A 23,643-nucleotide genomic window follows, 5' to 3' on the forward strand; every position below is an offset into this window, starting at 1 on the left:
TAGGTGTATTAACTGTATTACTACTCATAATACAGTAGTATAAAGCAGAATATGTCATTTGCAAAGTGTTTTTTTGTGAAAGGTATTATCCATGGCAAGAAAGGCCGGGCAGACGCCCATAAAAAAAGATCGTGCGGAATACCGCACGATCTTCTACTAGGAAGGAAGGTCTGAATTAGGAAGAGAGTAGAAATCCCGAACCATGTTGTAATTCCCACCCATTCTCCCTACAGGTCGGAGCTTCTCCGGGTCCACTTTATCCCCTTCCATGTACACCTCCTCCTCCACGTGGTAACCAACCAATTTCCCAAGTACTAAATGACCGGCTCCTATCGTTATAATACGGTCTAATTCACATTCCATGTGGACCGGAGACTCTTTGACCCGGGGAACGCGGACCGTTTCTCCATTTTCTGCTTCCACTTCTGCCATAATGAATTCATCGACTCCGGCATCATAACTCTTGCTGCTTTCGTGCATGGCATTAGCAAGTCGTTCCGTAACGATATTAATAATGAATTGACCTGTTTCCTTAATATTTGTCAGTGTATCCTTTTCTCTTTTCCCTTCTCCAACCGAAAAACATAAAGTCACCGGATCCATAGACGCTACCGTGAAGAAACTGAAAGGCGCCAAGTTACGTCCGCCTTTGCTATTGACGGTTGATACCCAGGCAATCGGCCTTGGTACGACTGCGCCTTTAATAAGTTTGTTCATATAATGGTCCTTAAAGTCTACCTCTTTAATTAACATAATTCTTCCTCCTTGAAAAGACTTGTATAATACAATGATAAATTATATTCTAAATTTTCACACTCCTATGAATTCCTGTTATTGTTTAACAAATTAAAATAAGGGAATATATGGGTATCTATTGATATGGAGAGGAGACAAAATCTTGTTAGAGACATGGAATAGTATCAAGGCAGGAATCGCAGCCATTTCCGATTTCCTATGGACTTACCCGCTCGCGATCATCCTTATCGCCGGCGGCATTTTTCTCACTATCCGTATCCGCTTTTTTCAGTTCCGTTTTTTCGGACATATTCTTCATCAAACAATCGGACAGATTTTCAAGAAGACGAAGAAAAAAGGGACGATTACACCCTTCCAGGCATTCACTTCCGCACTCGCCTCTACGGCAGGTGCAACCAATATTGTTGGGGTACCGGTCGCGATTTCTCTCGGAGGACCCGGCGCACTGTTCTGGATGTGGGTCGTAGCTCTGATTGGAATGGCTACGAAGTACAGTGAAATCCTGATGGGAATGAAATACCGCGAAAAAAATAAAAATAACGAATGGGTAGGCGGCCCGCAATACTACATAAAGAAAGCCCTAGGATGGAAATGGGTCTCCACCGCCTTCGCCTTCTTCCTGATGATTGAGTTGATACCAAGTGCTATGGTCCAATCGAATTCGATTGCTACCCAAACGGAGGGTGCCTTTGGATGGCCGGTTTATATCACCGGTGCTGTCATGTGTGCAGCCATCGCCCTTGTAGTATTTGGCGGCATTAAACGTATTGCCAAAGTTACAGATAAAATGGTTCCAGGTATGGTTCTGGTGTATGTAGGTATCTGTTTATATGTTATTTTTGCAAATATCGAGCAGATTCCTAATGTATTCAGCCTGATTTTCACCCATGCATTTACTCCTATTTCCGCTACCGGAGGATTCGCGGGTGCCGGAATTGCCGCAGCACTCAGATGGGGGATTGCCCGTGGATTGTATTCCAACGAAGCAGGCCTTGGAACAGCACCAATCGCCCACGCTGCTGCTAAAACCGATCATCCATCCAAGCAAGCGATGTGGGGCATGGTCAGTGTCTTCGTCGATACAATCGTTATTTGTACAATTTCGGGCTTAACCGTACTCGTAACAGGTGCATGGAGAGAAGTGGAAGGAAGCGATGCATCCAACATGATCAATGTCGCCATCGGCAGTGAATTCGGAGATGCCTTTGGAAGCAGCTTTATCAGCGTCTTCCTCATTTTCTTCGTTATTACTACGATAGGTATTCTCGTTTTCTATGGAGAGAAACAAGCGGAATATCTATACGGATTGAAAGCTGCGAAGTTTATGCGGATCGTGTATATTCTCGCGGTTTTTGTCGGGGCAATCGGCGGACTGCAGTTCGTCTGGAACTTCCTGGATCTGCTTCTGGCATTTGTCCTGCTCGCCAACATCATCCCGCTGCTGTTCCTTCATAAAGAAGTGGCAGCATTAACAGACGATTACATCGACCGCGTGTATAAAAAACGCCGAAAGAAAAGAGAAGTGGAACTCTTTCACGAAGAAGACGCCAGCTGATCCTATTTCTAATAAACAAAGAAGCACCCCTTACAGGGTGCTTCTCTGTTATCTCATGAACACGTGGTTACCGATTACTGTCGTTACTTCTTTCTTACTCAAGTAATCACTTTGTGCTTTATCGGGGTTATAGAAAAAGATGGATTCGCGGTCATAACCTTGGTAATCCAACGCCTCTTCCACCGCACGCTTGGATTCTTCACCAGCAGGCTGCTCAATAGTCCCGTTCAATACCGGAGAGAACTGGTACCCATCATAGATGACGTTATACAGCGTATCCGGAAAAATATCGCTCTCGATCCGGTTCAGAACAACCGTAGCTACAGCTACCTTACCAGCATAGCTCTCCCCTTTTGCTTCTGCTTCAACAAGACGGGCCAATAAGTCTTTTTCCCCTTCGTTGAGCATCACAGGAAGCTTCAACTGCTCTCCAGGATGGATTTCGTCTCCCTTTTTATCATTCATAGCCGCCAACTGATCGGCTGAAATTCCATAATTTTGGGCAATCTTATAAATAGAATCGCCCTGCTTTACGTTATGCATCTTCACTTCGGCAGAACTCAGCTGTGGGAATGACAAAGCAAGAACGCCGACAGCGGCGATTCCAGACATCAAAACTTTCTTAAACACTATCCTTCTACCTCCTTGAATTTGATCTATTACAAGGTAACATAGAGGTCAGATGAATTCATTATTAATTCTTTCCAAGATTACCAGCCTTGTGAACCGTTGAACACTCCAGTCGAAGTCTAGGGACGGATGCTTTTGGGTAAAGAATATGGATTAGATAAAAGTAGGTGTTGTCATGTTAGATACTCACGCAAGGAAATATGTAGAACCAGTCATTAAGAAGACAGCTGAGCAGCTCATACATATGGGCCGAACCCCCAATGAAGTGACCATTGCGGCACTCGTGGCAGGCGTAGGGACAAGTGTCCTTTATGTCCTCGGGCAGCCGGTCATTGCCGTCCTTCTCTTATGGCTGTCCGGGTTTCTGGATGCCGTAGACGGAACAATGGCTCGAAGTACGAGTAGTTCGCCATTCGGCACAGTGATGGACGTAACCTTCGACCGGATTGTGGAAATCGGGATGATACTGGCTATCGCATACGTTCACCCTGAAGTCCTATGGCCGCTCCTGTTGTTAAGTGTTTCGATCATTATCTCCATGACTATCTTTCTCGTAGTTGGAGCGGTATCGGATAGATCCGGGATTAAATCATTCTACTATCAAGCAGGCTTGGCGGAGCGGACGGAAGGTTTCATCCTTTTCAGTCTCATGCTCCTCTTCCCTGACTTCCTTCTTTGGTCGACGCTCTTATTCATCGGCGTCGAACTGTTCACAGGCGGTCAACGCTTCATGGAGGCAAAAAGGATTTTAAAATAAGAAAGGAGCCGGCTTCGAAATGCCGGCTCCTTTTTTTATATTTATCGAACGTTCATTTCAGAAGGTTTCGGACCTTTACGCTCACCACGGTCCAATTTATTAATTGCGTCCATATCTTCCGCAGTCAGCTCGAAATCGAAAACATCAAAGTTCTCTTCAATTCGGGAAGGTGTAATGGACTTTGGAATAACGATCGTATCGTTCTGCAAGTGCCAGCGGATAATAACCTGCGCCGGAGTCTTGCTGTGTTTCTCAGCAATGGCCTGTACGGAATCATTTTTCAGGATTTCTCCGCCCTGCATCAATGGACTCCATGCTTCCAGGTGAATGCCGTGTTGACGGCAGAAGTCTTTCAATTCGTTCTGTGCCAGGTAAGGATGGCATTCCACTTGGTTGACGGCAGGCTTCACTTCACATTCATCCAACAGACGCTGCAGATGTTCGATTTCGAAGTTACACACGCCGATTGCTTTCACTTTGCCGTCTTTTTGCAGTTGTTCCAGTGCTTTATACGTCTCTACATATTCATCAAATTCCGGAGTCGGCCAGTGAATCAAATAAAGATCCACGTAATCAAGACCGAGTTTATCCAGGCTTGTTTCCAGTGCTTGAATCGTATTGTCATATCCTTGGTCCGTATTCCAGACCTTGGTTGTAATGAACAGCTCGTCACGGGAAACGCCGCTTTGACGAATCGCTTCGCCGACTTGCTTCTCGTTCCCATAAATGGCAGCTGTATCGATGGAACGGTAACCCGTTTCGATCGCTTTCGTAACAGCAGGTACTGCGTCATTCTCTTCTACTTGCCAAACACCAAAGCCAAGCTGCGGCATTTCAATGGTGTTATGTAACGTAACTGTTTTCATTGTCATTCTCCTTTTCTGATCAGGGTTTCATTCACGAATATTGTAGCACACTAGTTCCGTACCCATAGATGAATCTGCTCAAACAAAAAAGCACCTGCAGGATCACGCCTTGGCAGGTACTTTCGGATAGACGATAATCATTTTGTACATAAAGAAACCGAAAATAATCAGAAATAACAGGGCACTGTAACGATCAGGCACCTCCATATATTTCAGAACAACGCTTAGAATCAATGGCAGCGTGACAGCATAAGCGGACAATTTCCAAAGCTGCTGATAAATGAGTTTTCTCGAAAGCACTCTCCTGAGCAGCATACTCGCAGCAGCCAGCAGGGAAATGCCGACCAATATGATAAAAATGATCAACAATGGGTAAAAGACTAAAAACTGAACCACATACCGCCCACGGGAAATCTCCGTCAAATTCGTTTCCATATGAACGATTGTTGCAACCATATCCGGCAGGAACAACAGGGCCAGAAGAATAAATAAATAGCCGATCGTGTGGGTGATCCCTTTTCTATTCAAGCGGAACATGGCTTCTTTCTTCGGTAAACGCAGACTGTTCATCAAGGAATCAAGGAATCCCATCGTCTCATCCCGCCTTATTCAGCGTAAATCGCCAGTTCTTCTTCAATTTTTCTGCGGATTTTATCCAATGCTTCTTCGGGTGTCTTACCGAATACCCTGTGGCCGTTGACAATGGCGTAAGGACGCACGGCGCACATACCGCAGAAAGATAGACAATCATTCATGAGTACAGCCACTTCCGGGTATTCGGACTCGATCAGACCCTCAATATCCAATTCATTGATCAAGTTCCCGTCACAAACTTCTACGACTACAATCCCCATCGTGCGTACCCCTTTCTAAGATGTTATCAAGCTAAACCTAAAATGCTTCGTGCTTCCTCTTCGTCGTGCTTCATCTGTTCGACGAGTGCATCCATTCCATTGAAATTCACTTCATCTCTGAGATGACGCAGAAATTGCACCGTAACTTCCCGACCGTACAAGTCACCGGAGAAGTCCAGCAAGTATGCTTCGACTTTATAAGAATCCCCGTTCACGGTCGGGCGGTAACCGGCACTGATTAACGTGTAGTGATACTCCGGCTTGTCCCATCCGATCTGGACCGTTCCAAGATAGACGGCCGGTTTCACATTCACGTAAGCGTCAATCCCACCTACGTTCAACGTCGGATACCCGAGCGTACGACCGAGCTGCTGGCCTTTTTCAACAACCCCTGTTACTTCAAAGGGGCGGCCGAGCATCGACTGGGCAGCTTCCATTCTGCCTCCCATCACATGATTCCGGATATCTGTACTGCTCACTTTATCCCCGTGCATCAGTACACCCGGAACGATAGAAACTCCAATGTCGATGGATGCACAGAGTTCTTTCAGCCCTTCGGCGTCCGATCCTCTGCCCTTCCCAAATCGGAAATCTTCCCCGACGACGACATGTCGGATATTTAAACGATTTAAATGTTCCAAAACAAATTCTTCCGGAGACGTTTTGGCATATTCTTTCGTAAAATGAACGTGATAGTACAGCTCGACACCATAGGCATTGAGATAACGCTGTTTATCCATATCCGTGGACAAAGAGGCTTTAAATGCTTCATCACCGCGGAGTACCCATTTCGGATGATCAGAGAACGCATACACGGCCAGCTTCTCTCCTTCGGCTGCCAGGCTCTTCGCTTCTCTCAGCAGTGCCTGATGACCGAGATGGACGCCGTCCATTTTACCGATAATGAGTACCTTCGGTTCGGAACTTTCCGGCGGTCGTCCCGTGACTTCGATAGTTTCCATTAGCAAAGCATCCCTTCCAACTTGAATTAAACCTGTCTATTCTATATTATCTCCTTTTATTTAATCAACCAACACCTGATTTTGCAATGATTCTGCCCTTATAAAACAACCTCCCATAAAAAAACAAGCCGATTCCCCTTTTAAAAGAGAATCCGCCTGTTTTAACGTAGGACGGAAGCATAGAATTCTTCAATGATTGCTTCATCAGAATGAGGGATTTCTTCCCCTCTAACGATTTGCGCATTGTTGATACAACCGCTTGTCAGCAATACGATATCACCGCTTTCTGCAAGGGATAGAGACTTTCGAACGCCTGCTTCCCGCGTATTTGTTCTATGAATATGAACAGCTTCGGGATTGGAGAACCCCGTCATGACCTGATCGACGATAGCAGCAGGGTCATGGTATCCCGGATGATCGACCGTGACAACAATTTCATCTGCCCGTCCATCTATAGTCGCAGCCATCTTAGGCATTTTACTGAAATCACGAATTCCAATTCCTGCAATCATGACAATCAAACGTCTGTGCTCCAAGTTCTTCACTTCCTCCAACAGTCTGTCCAGCGCAACAGGAGTATGGGCGTAATCCAATATTATCGTCGGACCATCTTCTATGGGAATAACTTGAAATCGCCCTTCCGGGCCTTCCAGTAAGGGGAGCACACGAAGAATAGCTGGAAACTCGTACCCTAAATGAATAGCTGCAGCGATAGCAGACAGGACGTTTGCAACATTGTAAGAACCGTAAACAGGAACGGTAACCGTCTCGCTCATTTCTTGAAAGGACAGGCGGAACCTTGATCCTTCCTGCATCCTTTCCAATTCGGAAGCGTGAATATCTGCTTCCGCTCCGGTGATACTGTATGTCAAACGGTGCTTTCCATCCATCTCCAGCAGATCCTTTGACATGCCTTCATCATCAACATTGACAACTGTATGATCAGCTTGACGGAACAACCGGAGCTTACAGGCTTTATAATGTTCCAGTGTGTGATGATACTCCAGGTGCTCCTCCGAAAAGTTGGTGTGGATAGCTACATCAAAAACAATTCCTTCCACGCGACATTGATCGAGAGCAATGGAAGATACCTCCATTACGGCGGCTTCGTCCGCTTCGTTACGAAGATCACAGAAGATACGGTGCAGGTCTATCGATTCAGGCGTTGTCGGTGTACTTTTCTTATATTCCAATTTCCCTCGGGATGTCCATATTCCTGTTGTACCGATCGACCCTGTCCGCATTCCAAGCAGGGTTAAGAGGGAACGGACATAAGCAGCAACCGTCGTCTTTCCATTTGTCCCCGTCACACCGATTGTCTTCAACTCTTGATCAGCGTGGTTATAAAATACTTTCGCTGCCACGGCCATTGCAGAACGAACTTCTTCCAACACCACGAAAATGACAGACGGCGCCTTTCCCTGCCACTGTTTTAACAATAAGGGGGCACTGCCTATAATCATGGAAGCTCCTGAATTCAACGCATCCTCTATATAAGCATGCCCATCAAAGTTCTCCCCTCTAATACAGAAAAAAGCCGTATTCTCCTTTACTTGCTGAGAGTGGAAAGCAAGAGAAGACACCATTGCTTCCTCCGGTCCGTACCATTCGAGTATATTTAATTGTTTGAGATGGTCCCTTCGTATAATCATCGCTTCATTTCCTCACAAAATGTTATATGCTTTATCGTCGTCTTTTCGTGTGAAAAGTATGTACAGAAGGAGCGTAGAATAAGCGGAAACCTCCCCACTATTTTCCGCGGATATAAAAATCCCGCTGCACGTCCCGGCAGCGGGTCCTGTTCAATCCTTTGTAATAAGAACGGTCAAACTGATCAATGTCACCAGGATCGTTGCACCCATATCCGACAATATAGCCACCCATAAGGTCAGCCATCCCGGGATCGTTAACAAGAGAGCGATCAACTTAAGGCCGAGAGCAATACTTATGTTCGTTTTCACGATCCGGTTCACCTTCTTGGCTATCCTGACAGCGTTCGGCAGTTTTCCTAAATGGTCCTGCATCAACACGATATCCGCTGTTTCAATAGCACTGTCCGTCCCTTTCCCCATAGCTATACCAAGATCCGAAACGGCAAGTGCAGGGGCATCATTGATACCGTCACCAACCATAGCTACTTTGCTTGACTGTTTCCAAGCCTCCACTTTCTCTACTTTATGTTCCGGCAGCAGTTCGGCATGAACATCGGTGACCCCTACTTGTGCTGCGACTTTACGGGCCGTCTGTTCATGGTCCCCTGTCAGCATGATTGTGTGTTTAATGCCTAGTTTGTGAAGCTTGCGGATAAGACTTTTGCTTTCCTCTCTGACTTCATCCGCTACACCGAACATGCCTAAAATGGATTTTTCATCAGAGATGATCACAAGCGAGTAACCGGAGCGCTTACACTCTTCTATGTCATCCTTCTGCTGCCGGGTGACATCCAGTTCCCGAAGCGTCTTTTCACTACCTACATAGTACCCCCTGCCTTCAATCATGGCATAAACGCCTTTTCCAGGAACGGCCTCTACAGAAGATGGTTCTAAACCTCGGGCTTCGCGAACCTTGGGATCGGCCAAAACGGCACGAGCAATCGGGTGCGAGGACTGCGACTCCACTGCACGGGCAATCTTATAGAAGCGTTCCTCGTCATATACCTCGACTGACTGTACCGTCGGCTCTCCTTTCGTCAGCGTTCCCGTTTTATCAAAAGCGATACTGGTGACATTTCCGAGCTGTTCCAGAATGGCTCCGCCTTTAATTAATATTCCGTTTCGGGCGTTCTTTGTTATCCCCGATAGAATGGCAATCGGTGAAGATAAAATGAGGGCACACGGACATCCTACGATCAGTACGGCCAGCCCCTGGTAGAATGCATCTCCCCAGGCAACGGAGAACAAAACAGGTGGAACAATCATCACAAGCAAAGAAACAGCCATGATCAGCGGGGTGTAATATTTTGCAAAACGATTGATGAAGAGCTCTGTGGGTGTCTTATTTTCCTGTGCTTTCTCCACCAACTGAAGAATCTTAGCTAAGGAGGACTGATCATAGCTTTTCGTGATTTCAATCATCAATGCCCCTTCATTGTTGATACTCCCGCCATAGACCAGATGGTCCGCTTCCTTCTCAACAGGCAGCGATTCACCGGTGATGGCTGCCTCGTTGACGGAGCTGTATCCGGAGAGGACCTTACCGTCAGAAGGTATTTTCTCACCGGCCTTAACAATGACCCGGTCCCCCTTTACCAAGTCTTCAATTGAAACGACTTGTTCAGAACCATCCTCCATCAACAGCGTCGCCTGTTTCGGGGCAACCTTCAGCAATTGTTCCATCGAATTTCTGGCCTTCTCCATCCCAAGGCCTTCCAGATACTCATTCAAACCAAACAGAATTGCAACAAGGGTCGCTTCCTTCCATTCTCCAATAGCAACCGCTCCGACTAAAGCGATGGTCATCAATGTATCAATGTTGAACTTCAGCTTAACCAGGTTTTGCGCTCCTTTAAAGAACGTCCTGTACCCGCTCACCGCTATGGCTGCCAAGTATAAGAAAGTCAATAGAGCAGGAGGAAGAACGCTACCTCCGGCAAGCGCTGCCGCAAAGATGAAGCTCGAAAGGAGGACGAGGTGCAGCATGTTGGGACCGGAGGACTCCTGTTTTCCATCTTCCATCATGGACGCACCGTCCGACCGGAGTATTTTTCTGACACGATCCAAATCGACCTGTTCACTGACGACCAGCTTACTCGAATTAAATAGAAGCTGTGCATCCTGACCTTTATCCAGCTTCTTTATCTCTGCTTCCATTTCCGCGGCACAGTTGGCGCAGGATAAACCCTGCAACTTGTATTCCTTCATTATCAAACTCCCCTTTAATGGTGAAGCGCATGGTTGATCGTTTGCTGCAGGAGGTCGATCACGTGTTCATCATCATTTGAATAGAAAAGCGTAGTTCCCGATCTCCTATACTTCACCAGACGCAGATTTTTTAAAAAACGCAGTTGATGAGAAACGGTCGACTGTCTTAATTCCAATGTTTCTGCGATTTGGTTTACGGGCATTTCCTGTTCACAAAGCAGATGGAGAATGCGGATGCGGGTAGGATCAGATAACGCCTTAAACGTCTGGGAAACAACAAAAAGCGTTTCCTCATCCAGTTCCTCCACCTCTTTATCAGGAGCGGTTTCTTTATTATGTTCTTTGCTCACTATTCGACACCTTCCTTATATGCGCATATATTCATATACTCATCGTATGCCGGCTCTCCATTTTTGTCAATGCGGTACGAGCCTGTTTTATAATTGCTGTTACCGGGTAAAAATAGAACAGCCCCACCTGTTCAAACAAATCATTTGTCATGGAATAGAGTTTGGGATTAGAATATGAAGTCCATTCGCTACCAAAGAAGGAGGAAATGGAAAATGTCTAAAAAAGTTTTAATGATTGTAACGAACCACGATCAAATTACAGAAGGAAAAACCACCGGCATTTGGTTATCCGAGTTCGGTGAAGCATATAACGAATTTAAAAAACAAGGATATGAAGTGACTGTAGCCAGTCCGAAAGGCGGCCTTTCTCCAGTAGACCCGGCAAGTGTCAGTGAGGATGAGCCACAGGAAATCCTTGATACGAAACCGCATCTGGAGGATACACTACCACTTTCCGACGTAGAAGCGGACGGTTTTGATGCTGTCTTTCTTCCGGGGGGACACGGGACGATGTTTGACTTCCCGGACAATGAGAAGCTGCAGCAACTACTACGCAGCTTTTATGAATCGGATAAGACAGTCGCAGCTGTCTGCCACGGCCCGGCGGGACTTGTAGGAGCGACCTTGTCCAGTGGTGAGCCTCTTGTAAAAGGGAAGCGTGTCAGCGCATTTACAGATGCAGAAGAAGCAGACACTACGCTTGATGCGTACATGCCGTTCCTGCTTGAAAGCAAGTTGAACGAGCTTGGAGCTACGGTGTTAACCGGCCCGAATTGGTCCACTCATGTTGAAGTAGACGGCAATCTGATCACAGGTCAGAACCCACAATCTACCGAGGCAGTAGCTAAAGAAGTAGTCAAACACCTTAACAAATAAGACAAAAAGGCATCCCATTGGGATGCCTTTTTTCAAAGTGTTGAAGAGGCACCATCCTTAAACGAGGGTGCCTCTTCCTTATGATGCCCGTCTATTGCCGCTTACCAAACAAGTACCCATACAGTTTCTGGATGAGAATGATATAAGAAAGCAGCCAAAGAACGAACAGGCTGACGACCATCACAGCTTTCCAAATCGTCCATCCGGTTACCAATGTGTGAAAGACTGCACCAAGCAGCGTTATCGTCACGACAATATAAAAGACCGCCGAAGAAACAATTTTCAAACTACGATTGATCCAGGCAGGCATAACTATTCACCTCCCATACCCTACTCTATGTAGATAGAACTAATCAGCTTGTACGTTTGTGCTTTCTTCTCGTAAAAGAGGCGGGTCATTCGAATATGGTAGAATAATAAGCATCATCAGCATACATAAAGGAGAATGACACATGGAGAAACGTTTCGATCATATCGGTATAGCCGTACGAAACATCGAGGACAGTATAACTTTCCATACAGAAACCCTTGGGGGAAAGCTCATAGATCGGTATCGTAACGAAGCAGAAGGCGTGGAGAGTGAAATTGCAATCATTGATATTCACGGGCAGCGCACAGAGCTTTTAATGCCTACGAACAACACTACTTCTCCCATCGCACGCTTCATTAAACAAAAGGGAAAAGGCGTTCATCATGTTGCCTATGATGTCGGCGATCTGGACGCTGCATTGAAGGAATTAGAGCAGCAGGGAATCCGCACTCTGGATGGGACGATGCGGACAAACAAGCACGGTCGCCGCTTAATCTACTTAAACCCGGTGGATACAGAAGGTACCATTATTGAGTATTGTGATTATCCAGACACAAAATAACCCCCGCGCCGTTTCGAACGGCACAGGGGTTTCTTTTTTTATTTTTCGCCGATTGCACCTTGGACATCAAAATCTGCAGGATCCAGCTCTGTCTGCTCTCCTAAGACAAGGCGTGCAAGCTCAGCTCCGAGGTAAGGACCTGAGGTAAGACCTGAGGCTCCAAGGCCATTAGCTGCATACAATCCTTCGTGCGAAGGCAGGGCACCGAATACAGGCAGAGAGTCCGGCGTGAACGGGCGGAAACCGACTCTTGTCTCCACTACGGTTCCATCATAAAGGCCGGGTGCTACGTCAAGCGCTTTATCGAAGATATAGTGAAGCCCCCCTGCAGTGACTCGCGGGTCGAAGCCTGCTTTCGTTTCATGCGTAGCACCAACGACCAATTTCCCAGCTCCGAAAGAAAGCATGTATTGATTGTTTGGCGGCATGACCACAGGCCAGTCCTCCGTTCTCTCCTCGCTGAGCTTTAAATGAACAATCTGTGCTTTCTGGGGATGCACGAGAAAGTCGATTCCCAGCGGTTCGAGCAGGTCCTTCGCCCATACACCGGCCGTAACGAGTACAGCATCGGCCTCGTGGAAATCACCATTCACGTGTACACCATCCACACGCTGCTCATCATAGGACAGTTGTGCCTCACCTTTGATCCACTCCGCTCCATGCTTTTCTGCCGAAGCAAGCAGAGCATCACGCAGAGCACGCCCGTCCACCCGCGCTGCTCCACTTACATGAACGGCTTTGTATCCTTCTTTAAGGGGTGGAAACAGACGCTTCGTCTCTGCCTCGGAAATGATTGTAACTTCCCCCATTTCAGGAGCATCTTCTCTTCTTTTCAATGCTCGATCCAACGTTTTTTGCAGTTTTTCTTCGTCAGTGTGCAGACCGATTGCCCCGACACGACGGTACCCGGTTTCTGTCTGCCCATCCGCTTCCAGACGACGGATCAATTCCGGATAATAGGCGGCACCGCCCTTAACAAGTTTATACCATCGTTTATTTCTTCTTTGAGCAAGCCACGGACAAACGATCCCGGCCGCAGCATCCGTCGCCTGCCCACGGTCCTTCCGATCTACAATCTTCACATCTGCACCGGCCGCTGCTAAATGATAGGCCGTCGAGGCACCAAGGACCCCGCCGCCTACAACAATGTATTTTTTCATTCCTCCAACACCTTTTTCCTCTTTTATTAAAACCAACCCCATTGTATAAGAGGATGGGAACCTGCTCCAATGCAGGCGAACAAAAAACCCGGAGGATTCCGGGTTTTCAGCATTTCTTTTATTCCGTTACTGTTTCTACCTGCCATTGATCATTGACGAAGAGGCCGATTACTTTCAACTGGAGGTCCCAAGAATGAACCAAATCCACAGCCTTCTTAATCTGTTCTTCCTTCTCTTCACGAGGGCAAGGGTTACCGGCACAGTCATGGTGACCTACGATGGCAAGTACTCCGGAACCGTGGTTTTCTGCAGAAATGCGAAGCTTGGCTTTAACGGCAGCCAGCTGGTCTTCTGTCCCTTCCAACAGGTATTTGGTCGGTCCAGCTTCTGTAATCATGTCGATATACGGAGCACCATACTGTTCCTGCATCCATTTGATGACAGGAAGTTGAACTCTTCCATCCATACAATTTATTGCTGTAGCAAATTCTGACATACAAATCCCTCCTATAGTTATCTGTTACCCATTTTACCACATAAAAAAAGCAGCAGGTACGATCAACCTGCTGCTTCCGTTTATTGTGTAATTCCCTCGATCTGCATCTCTTCTACGGTTCCTGTACCATTCTCACGAACACGCACCTGCATCTCGACCTGGTCTCCCTCTTTCAGGAATATGGCGAGAGGCGCTTTGCTCGTCGTAACGGTATAAATCGTCGTATCGCCTTCTAGAAGGAATTGCACCGATTGACGGGACTCCGTGGAGGTAACCAAGACCCGGTTGATGACACCGCTCTTTTCTGACAAATCAACCGCTTCGCTTCCCTCCACATTACTTGGATCCTGTGCAACCTGCAGACGATATGCATTCAAGGTCTGCTTCGCTGTATCACCGAAAACGGCAAAATCGGAATCAGATGCTTTGATGTACGCATACTGTTTGAACAAACCGTTCGGATCCAATACGTTGACGATCCAGGTTGGTTCTCCGTCTACGTTATAGAGCACCGGCATCGTTCCGGTCCATTTCTTCTCCGGATACTGCTTATCTACAATTTGAATAGCACCTTTGCTGTCCATGATCCCTTGATTTTTTTGACCATTGTAGTAAGTCAGCTCACCGGTCCTGGCATGAATAAGCGTATAACCAAGCGCGGAGTCGATGTTTTCTTTCGGTGAGGCCATGTCGGTGAAATAGAACATTTCTCCCTGCTCGTTAAAGATCGGAGTGACGCTGCTTTCTGTTCCGGATTCATTCGGGATTTTGACATCTTTCTTGCCGAAAATTGAGTTTAACCAACCATTAATGTATTTACCAAAGTATTCGTTCTCCAATGCCGCTAACTCCGAGCTGACAGATCCCTCTATGAATTCCGGCGCTTTTGCCGAGTCATAGGTTTTCACATTACCGGATACCGGATCGACAACTGCTACTTTAATCTCGTCCATATCCGGACGATTCGAGAAGAACAACGGTTTGTATATGGTTTGGACATACCAAGGTTTCCCTTCATCGTCCACCTCGATTTGCGCTTCTCCACTCTGAATGTAATTCGGGTGTTTATTATATACCGCCCGCTGCACGTTGTGTTGGAAATAGCTGGAGTTCGTGTACCGCATCTTACTTTCCACAAATTCCGGCTGCGCATTGATGTTCGTCGCTGAGATAGAGAAGTAGCCTTCCGTTTCTTTTCCTCGGAAGTATCTCCAGAAACTCGAGAATTCGACAGGTGCGATATAAACGATTTCTCCATCTACCTGTTGAGCCTGTAGTTTTCCAAGATCATAAAACTGTGTGTTCGGAACGACACTCATCGCTTTTTGAACTTTGTTCCGCGCCGATTCAGGTGCTACGGAAATCGGCGTGTTTTCTTCATTCAACGGCTTCGCTTCTTCCTCTTGGGACTGCGTGATCGTATCGTGAGACGTCTGCAAAGCGATGATGCTGTATACGAATACAGCAAGGATGGCCACAGCAACGAGGAGAACGACCCCTCCGGTAAGCGACCGGGTTGCTGCCGGCATAGAAACCGGTATTTTCGCTCCCCCATAGACAAGAGGTACGAGTACGATGGCGACAATCGCATTCAGTACTAATAGATTTGGAATCGTAATCGTAGGCATGAAAACATAAACAACGATGACCATAACAACCATACCGAACACGAACAGGCCGATGCCTGTTTTCATAATCTTCGTTCTACGCATTCTGTTTTTGAAATAAGCAATGATCGTCAGTATGAAATAGAGAATAAATGATAATACCGACGCAAGTAACATACCAAGCATATGTACTTCCCCCTTTTATATATTTATTTACGTTTCATCCCTCCATGAAGTTTCACTTTTCACATGAAAGCAAGTACGAAAAATCCGAACGGCCGCCCACTTTTTTGCGAATTGGAAGGACCGTTCGGATTATCGCCATTAAGAAGAACCTGTTTGTTTCCCTGTATTCATCCAATAGTCAGCCAGTCCCATGGCGCATACTTCCATATCCAATTTCAATATAGTATAGATGTGATGATCGTCAGGTATGCCGTGTTCTTTTAAGAATGATGAAACTTTATTCATCAAGGAGGTTTGAATGTCCAGTACTCCTCCTCCATCACTAAGAATCTCATAGGAAGTATTCGTAAATACGGGAAGCCATTCAAGCACTTGGTCAAACGTTTGATCAGGATCTTCTCCCTTCCCGAAATGGCCGAAATAAAGCCTGTCTGGATTTAAATCCCGAAACATTCTTATAGATTGCTCCATCGCTCCTGGGTCGAACTGGTTCGGAGAGGTTGTCGGTAAGTGAAAGATCAATCCGTGATCATCTGTTTGATGGTAACGAATCCCGCATGTATCGCCGGTAAATATTCCGTTCGTCAGCGAATCGTGAATACCAAGATGATGTTTGGCATGTCCCGGTGTATCGTAGAAGGTCAACACCCGTTCGGGCGACAGGGGCATTGTTTCTCCTTCTTTTTTTACACACAAACGATTTTCCGGTATTGGTACGATAGGATCGAACAACTCATTAAACTTGGTTCCATAGACCATTTTTGCACCTTGGATCAATCGGGATGGATCGATTAGGTGTCGTTTCCCTTTCTCATGGACGATCACTTCCGCATTCGGGCAGTCTTGCAACAGGAGTCCTGCCCCACCTGCATGGTCCAAATGAATATGTGTAAGTATGATGGTCTTCACACGATCCAGGGAAATATCCAACTCCTGCAGCCCCGCCTTGACTTCCTTTACGGACAAACTCGCTCCTGTTTCAACTAAGACGATGTTTTCTCCTGTCAGCACATATGTACCTGTGCGACCTTCCAATCCCATATCCATACCATCAATGACATACGTATCTTCTGCAAGTTTCCATGGACTCTTCATTTACCCCTCTCCCTTCCAATCACTTCCATTCTACAAAAAACCATGTCACATTGGTAACGTTTTCTCTCAGAATACGTGTCACACTTCCCGAACTAGGTGAATATCATGGTTTCTGAGGAGTTGGTGAAAGTGAAGCAAAATCAGAACATGTCCTCCCCCGAGCAAATGAAACCTACTTATGAACAATGCACGAGGTACCAGTACTATCACGTCAACGTCAAACTGAAGGACGGAAGAACGTTAAACGGGATCATCACCGACGTCACTCCGGATCAGGTGACGATGCTTGTCAGTGAAGATGTGGATAGGAATGAGGGGCAGGACAACACCGGTGAACGCCAGTACGGCTATTGGAGAGCCCGCCGCTTCCAAAATGTCCTGCTTCCATTGGCCGGACTCGCTACCCTCGCGCTTATACCCTATTACGCACCGTATCCTTATTATTCCTACCCGTACCCATACTATTATTGACCTATCTCGTCCTATGAATCTTATCTCCATTATAAAACCCCCTCCGCTTCCAAAGCCGGAGGGGGGTTTTTTGGTATTACAAAAAGATGTCCTTCTCTACCTGCTTCCATTCGTAAAAATGTCCGCGTTTTCTCATTAATGTCTCATAAGACCCTGTTTCTATCACCATACCCTGGTCCATCACTATGATTTGATCCATCTTCTCCAGGCCGGACAGACGATGGCTAACAAGGATGACCGTATCACGCTCGGCTTTCTGATAGAGATGCTTATAAATAGATTGTTCTGTCAAAGCATCAACGGAAGAGGTTGGTTCATCAAGCATCCACCACTTCTCCCCTTTCAAAAATGCTCTGGCAATTGCAAGACGCTGTTTCTCTCCGCCGGACAAGTTTTCCCCTTTTTCAAGAACGACCTGTTCAAGAGAAAAATCCAGCCCGACATCTTTCAAAGCCTGCTTCATCTCCAACTGTGTCAAACCGTCCCTTGCAATGGCCAAGTTCTCTTCGATTGTGCCATAAAAGTAGTGGTTTTCTTGTAGAACCACATTACTCCGCGCCCATACGCTTTCTTCCTTAACCTGCTCGATCGGCACGCCGTTCACTTTTACACCCCCCTGATCTGGCAGCTGAAAGTGAAGCATAAGCTGCAGTAATGTAGACTTCCCCGACCCACTCGCTCCGACGATGGCCGTCTTGGATCCGGCCGGAATAGAGAGGGACACGTCGGATAAAGCCTTTCTTTCTTCATTAGGAAACGTGTAATCGACATGTTCAAATTCGATGGCTGGAGCACCTGATTCAACGTTTAACTCGGACGTAGTAGGTACACTCTCTTCCTCTGTGATGGTAAAGAGTCGTTCAGCTGCACGCTTGCTGTCATCCAGATGCGAAGGTAGAACGGCCATTGGTGTCGCATTTTCAAAAACCGTCAACGATATCATGACAAGCATGGCAAGGAAAAGACCATTGAGATCCCCTCGGGCAACAAGATATGCCCCGACGCCTAGCACAACCCAGGAGACGATAAGGGATACTCCTGTGTTCCATGACAGACTGGCAAGCATCGCTTTTCCGTCCCGTTCCTGTTCATGAATATACGTTCCCGCTGCCTCACGCAAGCTGTTCTCTCTTCCTTCCAATTGCTGATAAATCTTTAAATCCCGGAATCCATACAGAAATTCTGTCGCTTCAGTGGACAGAGCCCCGCGAGCGGTTCGCACACGGCTCCCTAACTTCCGCTGCTTTACTGCATACCAGGACGGGATGAAGAGGCCGGTGACAACAAGCCCCCCCAACAGAACAAGCGCCACAGGCAAGCTGAAAATAGCCGTGAATACGATCGTTGCAAGGAAGATAATCACAAGGACGACCGGCGGATAGTAAACGCGCAGAAAGAAGTTCTGCAGGCTTTCAACGTCCCCGACTATTCTGGCTAATAAGTCTCCACTCCGATATCTCCGAAAAATCCGGGGTGCATGAGGCTCCAGTCTTTTATAGAATGCTAAACGGATATTACTCAATATGGTAAACGTAGCCCTGTGTGAAAAATACCGCTCTGCATATCTGCCAAGCGCTCTGGCGAAGCCGAACAGTTTCAAGAAAGCAATCATGACAGTCAAGGCGTACAACGGTGGAATCAGTGCTGCACGGGAAATTAGATAGCCGCTTGAGGCAAACAGACCCACCGCGGACATTCCGGCAAGAAATCCGAAAAGAACAGATAAGACGATGTCTCTCTTTTCCTTGACGACCAGGTGGATGACTTCTCTCAATTCTTTCATCACGTGCTGTCTCCTTTCTGTACAGTCACCATCCGTCTATATTCAGGAACCTCTTGAAGCAGCGCTTCATGGGTCCCGAGGCCAACCTGTTCCCCTTTATCAAGAAATAAAATTTGGTCAGCGTTTTTGATGGTGTGCAGACGGTGGGCCACTGTAATGATCGTAGAGTACTCTGCCAATGCAGCTATGGAATGCTGAAGAACCCGTTCCGTCTTTAGGTCAAGGCCGGTTGTCGGTTCATCAAACAAGATGATCGATGGTTTCTTCAGAAAAGCCCGTGCGATTGCCAGCCTCTGTTTTTCCCCGCCGGAAAGGCCGCGTCCTCCCTCTCCAACAGGAGTGTCATACCCTTGATCCAGCGATTCAATTAAATCTGATATACCGGCCTTACGCGCCGCTTCCCTGATCTCTTCCATCGAGTGACGACCGTTGTCACCGATTGCGATATTCTCTGCCATTGTCCCGGAGAATAGATACGGATTCTGGGAAATGTAACTGACACGTCTGAACCAATCTTCCTCATGATAAGAAAATAATGATTTTCCATTTACAATAATTTCGCCCTTCTGAGGTTTTACGAGACCCGCAAACATATGGAGAGCGGTCGTCTTTCCTGCGCCACTCTTTCCCACGATCGCCAATTGCGTTCCTGACGGTAATTTTAAGTTAAGGTCCTGGAGAGAGAACCCTTCCCCGTATTGAAAAGAGACCTCTTTGAACTCTATAAGCGGAGGAGCATCAGTGACCAGCCTTTCTTCTCCCCAGTTCAAGTCCTCTTCCTCTTTTTCCAGTTCCGCAGCCAGTTGATTGGCGGCACCGGCACTCCCTCTCCCTGTATGGAACGCGCTGCCGAAATCTTTTAATGTTAAGTAAAACTCCGGAGCAAGTATAAGAATGAAGAAACTGGAGAAGAAGGATATTTGTTCATAAACGACCAATCGAATTGCAATTTCCAATGCAATCAGTCCAATGCTTAACATAGAAATAAATTCGAGCATCAAAGAGGATACAAACGCCACCTTCAATACTTCCATCGTGGCATCCCGAAAACCGTGACTGCTTGTTTCAATTTCCTTCACCTGCTGTTTGGAACGTCCAAACAATTTAAGCGTTGTAAGACCCTGCAGTGTATCGAGGAATTTCCCGGAGAAGGCAGACAGCTTCTCCATTTGTTCTTCCGATTTCTTCTTCGTCATCACGCCGATAATCGCCATAAATAATGGAATAAACGGTGCGGTAATGATCATGATCAATCCAGAATATAAATGTTCCGCAAATACAACAATCAAGATCATAAAAGGAATGATCATCGTCTGAATCATTTGTGGCAGATAACTACTATAATAACCGTCGATTTCATCTACGGAATCCATAAGGACACTTACTTTACGCCCGGATTGACCTTCCATTGCGGACTGCAGCGGATTCCTGGTGAACTTAGACAGCACCTGCCTGCGAAAATATCGTTTCGAATCTGCTGCCATTTTCACTCCAATTCTTCCGTTCCACCATGTGAAGAATGTGCGTCCTGCCAACACCAGTAATAAGCCCGCAAGAAGCGGCACAATCTCCCCGAAGCTTTCGTTACCGAGAAAGATCCGGTCGACAATCGCTACGAAGAAATAGGATTGACCAATAATGGTTGCCCCGATCAGGAAGGAGGTTACAATCAATGCCCATAGCACACCTTTATTACGAAAAGCTACACGGCTTAGTTGCTTCATAGCTGTTCATTAGCTCCTTATATGCATTTTTGTGAAAAACTTCACATTATCTACATTATAATTCATATCTTTGACGGTTTCTAAAGAAAAGGCGCCGGATTTTGTGACAATTCTGTATCATCGTCCCCTTTTCCAAACACTGTCATACCTTTCTTTTCCCTTTACGAATAAAAGGGGGAATGGGAGGTCATTCTACAGGAAGTATTTATCTTTTTTTATGATTTTTCATGCTTTTTTCGACTATTCCCTATTCTTTTCGACATTATCAGCTAATTTTTTGCAAATTTTCAACATTAACATGTTTATAATTTGCTGTCAAAGGAAAAATAAAAATGAATCTTGCATAACCTATGGGATAGCAAGGCTCAGTACATATTCAAAAAAGATTAAATTTTGACAAGCAGATTATATTCGTTAAGATAAGTTTGTAAAGAAAAAATTTAATGAACTTTACTGCATGCGTGGCGAGGAGGTTTTTAATGACCAAGAATCATGAAGATGACTCCAGAGACGTCATCGAGAATGCCAAAGCCTTAGTCATCGACTCCATAGCAGAAACGATGGATTTGTATGGCGTGACGCGGAGTGCCGGAACCCTTTATGGAACGATGTACTTCGAAAAGGACATGACCCTCGATGAAATGCGTGAGAAACTCGGAATGAGTAAGCCGAGCATGAGCACAGGAGTGAAGAAGCTCCAAAGCTACAGCATCGTCAAGCAGACATTCCGAAAAGGAACACGCCGTCAGACATTTGTCGCAGAAAAAGATTTCTTCAACTTCTTCTCCAATTTCTTCTCAAGAAAATGGATCAGAGAAGCGAAGATCAATATGGATGCCGTAAAAAAGGCACAAGCTGAACTGGAAATGATCATGAATTCTACGGATATTGATGAGGACACCAGATTTGAAGCAGAGCGGATCCACCGTCAGTTGGAAGGATCCAAGCCTTATTATAAATGGCTGTTGAAGTTAGTCGATTCCATAGAAAGTGGAGAGATTTTCGAGTACATCCCTATTGATTCTGAAGAATAATTGTTTCTATGCGCCTCTCAAAAATAACAGAACATGTTATTTCAGGGGAGACGTATGCGCGCTGTGATTTGCAGAAAATTCAAAAAACTACAAGGAGTGATATCATTGCAACCGTCAAATCAATCGAAGTCCTTCTTGGCTAAGAACGGACCGGCTATTTTGCTTGCAACACTGTTAGGTATATTTGTCCTCTACATCGCCTTCACAAATGAAAACATCCAATGGGGCGGATTCATCGCCATGATTGCCTTTTATGCCCTCGTTTACTACATCGGTGCTATCTTCGCTACTAAAAAATCCGGATCTCTCGAAGACATGATGGTCGCTGACCGCAGCATGCCGCTCGGCGTCGCCATGTTTACAATGGCCGCTACCTGGGTCGGTGGTGGTTACATCAACGGGACGGCGGAATCCACTTATGCCGACGGAATCGTATGGGCCCAGGCGCCTTGGGGCTATGCACTAAGTTTGATCATTGGTGGTATCTTCTATGCCCGTAAGATGCGCCGTTATGAATTCATGACCATCCTCGATCCACTTGAACAACGTTTTGGTAAGAAAATGGCAGGTGTTCTGTACCTACCTGCGCTCCTTGGTGAGATGTTCTGGAGTGCCGCTATCCTGACAGCACTTGGTACAACGTTTGGAACCATTCTGAATATCGACTTCACTACCTCTATCATTCTTTCCGGTATCATCGCTATCGCTTATACTGTAGCCGGAGGTATGTGGGCCGTTGCTTATACAGACGTGTTCCAAATGGCTATTCTGCTTATCGGTCTTATCCTGGTCGTGCCTTTCACATTAGGACATGTAGGTGGACTGGATGCCGCATGGAGCGGTTACAAAACAGAGTTCGGAAGTTACGCCAACCTGTTCCCTCCGCTGAACGGCTGGCAGGACCCTGAATGGGGCAATTACTTCTGGAACTGGATCGACTACGCATTGCTGCTTATATTCGGTGGAATTGCCTGGCAGGTATATTTCCAGCGTGTCCTTTCCGCTAAAAGTGAGAAGACAGCTATGTGGCTTTCCATCACAGCAGGTGTCATCTGTATCATCGCTGCCATTCCAGCTGTGTTGATCGGTGTCGTTGGAGTCAATATCGACTGGGCATCCATGGGTATCCCAACGCCTGAAAACGCATCTGTCATTTTGCCGCACGTTCTTCGATATCTGACTCCTGAACTGGTATCAGCCATCGGACTTGGTGCACTTGCAGCTGCTGTTATGTCATCCATGGACTCCTCGATCCTATCTGCCTCTTCTATGGCATCCTGGAACGTGTATCGTCCATTGATCAACCCAAATGCAGACTCAGACAAACTGAAGAAAGTCATTAAGCGTACCATCATCATCGTTGGTGTCGGATCCATGATTATCGCCTTGAACGTAAAGAGTGTCTACACTCTCTGGTATCTGGCCTCCGACCTTGTTTACACAATCTTGTTCCCTCAACTGACAATGGCATTGTTTTATAAGAATGCCAACCTTTACGGATCGATCGCCGGTTTTGCGGTTTCCCTCTTCCTTCGTCTTGGAGGCGGAGAGCCAGCACTAGGTCTCCCGGCATTCCTACCGTACCCGATGATCGAAGACGGCATCGTCCTCTTCCCATTCCGTACGACAGCATGTATCGCGGCCTTCCTTATGATCTTCATCGTCTCTGAATTGACGAAGAAGAAATGTGCTCCGCGGTCACTCATCCTGCCGGAACACAAACGACAAGAAAATAACGCGTAACAACAG

At 46.4% G+C, this 23,643-nt stretch carries 23 protein-coding genes; 7 read left to right on the forward strand and 16 right to left on the reverse strand.

Features of this window, described 5'->3' with window-relative positions; genetic code table 11:
* Positions 1-156: 156 nt before the first annotated feature.
* A complete protein-coding gene (locus AXG56_RS18255; protein ID WP_026578859.1) occupies positions 157-753 on the reverse strand; it encodes a flavin reductase family protein in 597 nt (198 codons plus the stop codon).
* 145 nt (positions 754-898) lie between these two features.
* Here AXG56_RS18255 and AXG56_RS18260 point away from each other — a divergent pair, with 145 nt between their 5' ends.
* Complete coding sequence (locus tag AXG56_RS18260; protein WP_008634907.1) at positions 899-2,311, forward strand: sodium:alanine symporter family protein; 1,413 nt, start codon at positions 899-901, stop codon at positions 2,309-2,311.
* A 48-nt stretch (positions 2,312-2,359) separates the two neighbouring features.
* Here AXG56_RS18260 and AXG56_RS18265 read toward each other — a convergent pair whose 3' ends face one another.
* Complete coding sequence (locus AXG56_RS18265) at positions 2,360-2,941, reverse strand: cell wall hydrolase (RefSeq protein ID WP_008634908.1); 582 nt, start codon at positions 2,939-2,941, stop codon at positions 2,360-2,362.
* Between the two features lie 175 nt (positions 2,942-3,116).
* On the opposite strand from AXG56_RS18265, the gene AXG56_RS18270 reads away from it, so the two are divergent.
* On the forward strand, positions 3,117-3,698 hold the full coding sequence (locus tag AXG56_RS18270; protein ID WP_026578858.1) for a CDP-alcohol phosphatidyltransferase family protein: 582 nt from the start codon (positions 3,117-3,119) through the stop codon (positions 3,696-3,698).
* Between the two features lie 41 nt (positions 3,699-3,739).
* Here AXG56_RS18270 and AXG56_RS18275 read toward each other — a convergent pair whose 3' ends face one another.
* The 7 genes from AXG56_RS18275 to AXG56_RS18305 form a co-directional block, all read right to left on the reverse strand.
* Positions 3,740-4,564 carry an aldo/keto reductase gene (locus tag AXG56_RS18275; protein ID WP_026578857.1) on the reverse strand — a complete coding sequence of 275 codons (825 nt, stop codon included), beginning with the start codon at positions 4,562-4,564 and terminating at the stop codon, positions 3,740-3,742.
* A gap of 102 nt (positions 4,565-4,666) precedes the next feature.
* Positions 4,667-5,155, reverse strand: coding sequence for a DUF1189 family protein (locus AXG56_RS18280; RefSeq protein ID WP_026578856.1), 489 nt, complete (start codon positions 5,153-5,155; stop codon positions 4,667-4,669).
* A 14-nt stretch (positions 5,156-5,169) separates the two neighbouring features.
* A complete protein-coding gene (locus AXG56_RS18285) occupies positions 5,170-5,418 on the reverse strand; it encodes a YuzB family protein (protein ID WP_008634912.1) in 249 nt (82 codons plus the stop codon).
* A 26-nt stretch (positions 5,419-5,444) separates the two neighbouring features.
* Positions 5,445-6,380, reverse strand: a complete 936-nt coding sequence (gene ribF / locus AXG56_RS18290) for a riboflavin biosynthesis protein RibF (RefSeq protein WP_062515787.1) — start codon at positions 6,378-6,380, stop codon at positions 5,445-5,447.
* 161 nt (positions 6,381-6,541) lie between these two features.
* Positions 6,542-8,032, reverse strand: coding sequence for a UDP-N-acetylmuramoyl-L-alanyl-D-glutamate--2,6-diaminopimelate ligase (locus AXG56_RS18295; RefSeq protein WP_062515788.1), 1,491 nt, complete (start codon positions 8,030-8,032; stop codon positions 6,542-6,544).
* A gap of 150 nt (positions 8,033-8,182) precedes the next feature.
* Complete coding sequence (locus AXG56_RS18300; RefSeq protein ID WP_062515789.1) at positions 8,183-10,240, reverse strand: cation-translocating P-type ATPase; 2,058 nt, start codon at positions 10,238-10,240, stop codon at positions 8,183-8,185.
* A gap of 14 nt (positions 10,241-10,254) precedes the next feature.
* A complete protein-coding gene (locus tag AXG56_RS18305) occupies positions 10,255-10,590 on the reverse strand; it encodes a metalloregulator ArsR/SmtB family transcription factor (RefSeq protein WP_008634919.1) in 336 nt (111 codons plus the stop codon).
* A 213-nt stretch (positions 10,591-10,803) separates the two neighbouring features.
* Between AXG56_RS18305 and AXG56_RS18310 the strand changes: the two genes are divergently transcribed.
* Entirely contained in the window at positions 10,804-11,466 is a 663-nt protein-coding gene (locus AXG56_RS18310; RefSeq protein ID WP_008634921.1) for a type 1 glutamine amidotransferase domain-containing protein, read from the forward strand.
* Positions 11,467-11,557: 91 nt separating this feature from the next.
* Here AXG56_RS18310 and AXG56_RS18315 read toward each other — a convergent pair whose 3' ends face one another.
* A complete protein-coding gene (locus tag AXG56_RS18315; protein WP_008634923.1) occupies positions 11,558-11,776 on the reverse strand; it encodes a hypothetical protein in 219 nt (72 codons plus the stop codon).
* A 142-nt stretch (positions 11,777-11,918) separates the two neighbouring features.
* On the opposite strand from AXG56_RS18315, the gene AXG56_RS18320 reads away from it, so the two are divergent.
* Positions 11,919-12,338, forward strand: coding sequence for a VOC family protein (locus AXG56_RS18320; RefSeq protein WP_008634926.1), 420 nt, complete (start codon positions 11,919-11,921; stop codon positions 12,336-12,338).
* Positions 12,339-12,376: 38 nt separating this feature from the next.
* Here the strand turns inward: AXG56_RS18320 and AXG56_RS18325 are convergent, their stop codons facing one another.
* From AXG56_RS18325 to AXG56_RS18340, 4 genes are all read right to left on the reverse strand, one after another.
* Positions 12,377-13,498, reverse strand: a complete 1,122-nt coding sequence (locus AXG56_RS18325) for an FAD-binding oxidoreductase (protein WP_062515790.1) — start codon at positions 13,496-13,498, stop codon at positions 12,377-12,379.
* Between the two features lie 118 nt (positions 13,499-13,616).
* On the reverse strand, positions 13,617-13,994 hold the full coding sequence (locus AXG56_RS18330; protein ID WP_008634933.1) for a carbonic anhydrase: 378 nt from the start codon (positions 13,992-13,994) through the stop codon (positions 13,617-13,619).
* Between the two features lie 80 nt (positions 13,995-14,074).
* Positions 14,075-15,787, reverse strand: coding sequence for a hypothetical protein (locus AXG56_RS18335; RefSeq protein ID WP_008634935.1), 1,713 nt, complete (start codon positions 15,785-15,787; stop codon positions 14,075-14,077).
* A 138-nt stretch (positions 15,788-15,925) separates the two neighbouring features.
* On the reverse strand, positions 15,926-16,882 hold the full coding sequence (locus tag AXG56_RS18340; protein WP_062515791.1) for an MBL fold metallo-hydrolase: 957 nt from the start codon (positions 16,880-16,882) through the stop codon (positions 15,926-15,928).
* 129 nt (positions 16,883-17,011) lie between these two features.
* Between AXG56_RS18340 and AXG56_RS18345 the strand changes: the two genes are divergently transcribed.
* Positions 17,012-17,353: a hypothetical protein gene (locus tag AXG56_RS18345; protein WP_153017450.1), complete on the forward strand. Its 342-nt coding sequence runs from the start codon at positions 17,012-17,014 to the stop codon at positions 17,351-17,353.
* Between the two features lie 76 nt (positions 17,354-17,429).
* Here AXG56_RS18345 and cydC read toward each other — a convergent pair whose 3' ends face one another.
* Both cydC and cydD read right to left on the reverse strand, forming a co-directional pair.
* Positions 17,430-19,136 carry a thiol reductant ABC exporter subunit CydC gene (cydC, locus tag AXG56_RS18350; protein WP_062515793.1) on the reverse strand — a complete coding sequence of 569 codons (1,707 nt, stop codon included), beginning with the start codon at positions 19,134-19,136 and terminating at the stop codon, positions 17,430-17,432.
* Positions 19,136-20,860: a thiol reductant ABC exporter subunit CydD gene (cydD, locus tag AXG56_RS18355; RefSeq protein WP_026578847.1), complete on the reverse strand. Its 1,725-nt coding sequence runs from the start codon at positions 20,858-20,860 to the stop codon at positions 19,136-19,138. Before cydD ends, cydC begins: the two co-directional genes overlap by 1 nt.
* A 479-nt stretch (positions 20,861-21,339) precedes the next feature.
* Between cydD and AXG56_RS18360 the strand changes: the two genes are divergently transcribed.
* Together AXG56_RS18360 and AXG56_RS18365 are read left to right on the forward strand one after the other, a co-directional pair.
* Complete coding sequence (locus AXG56_RS18360) at positions 21,340-21,894, forward strand: GbsR/MarR family transcriptional regulator (RefSeq protein ID WP_008635826.1); 555 nt, start codon at positions 21,340-21,342, stop codon at positions 21,892-21,894.
* A gap of 159 nt (positions 21,895-22,053) precedes the next feature.
* The gene (locus AXG56_RS18365) at positions 22,054-23,637 is read left to right on the forward strand and encodes a sodium:solute symporter family protein (RefSeq protein ID WP_369815279.1); all 1,584 of its coding nucleotides are present in this window, start codon (positions 22,054-22,056) and stop codon (positions 23,635-23,637) included.
* Positions 23,638-23,643: the final 6 nt, after the last annotated feature.

Source organism: Halobacillus sp. KGW1 (genome assembly GCF_001592845.1).
In the GTDB taxonomy this organism is placed as follows: domain Bacteria; phylum Bacillota; class Bacilli; order Bacillales; family Halobacillaceae; genus Halobacillus.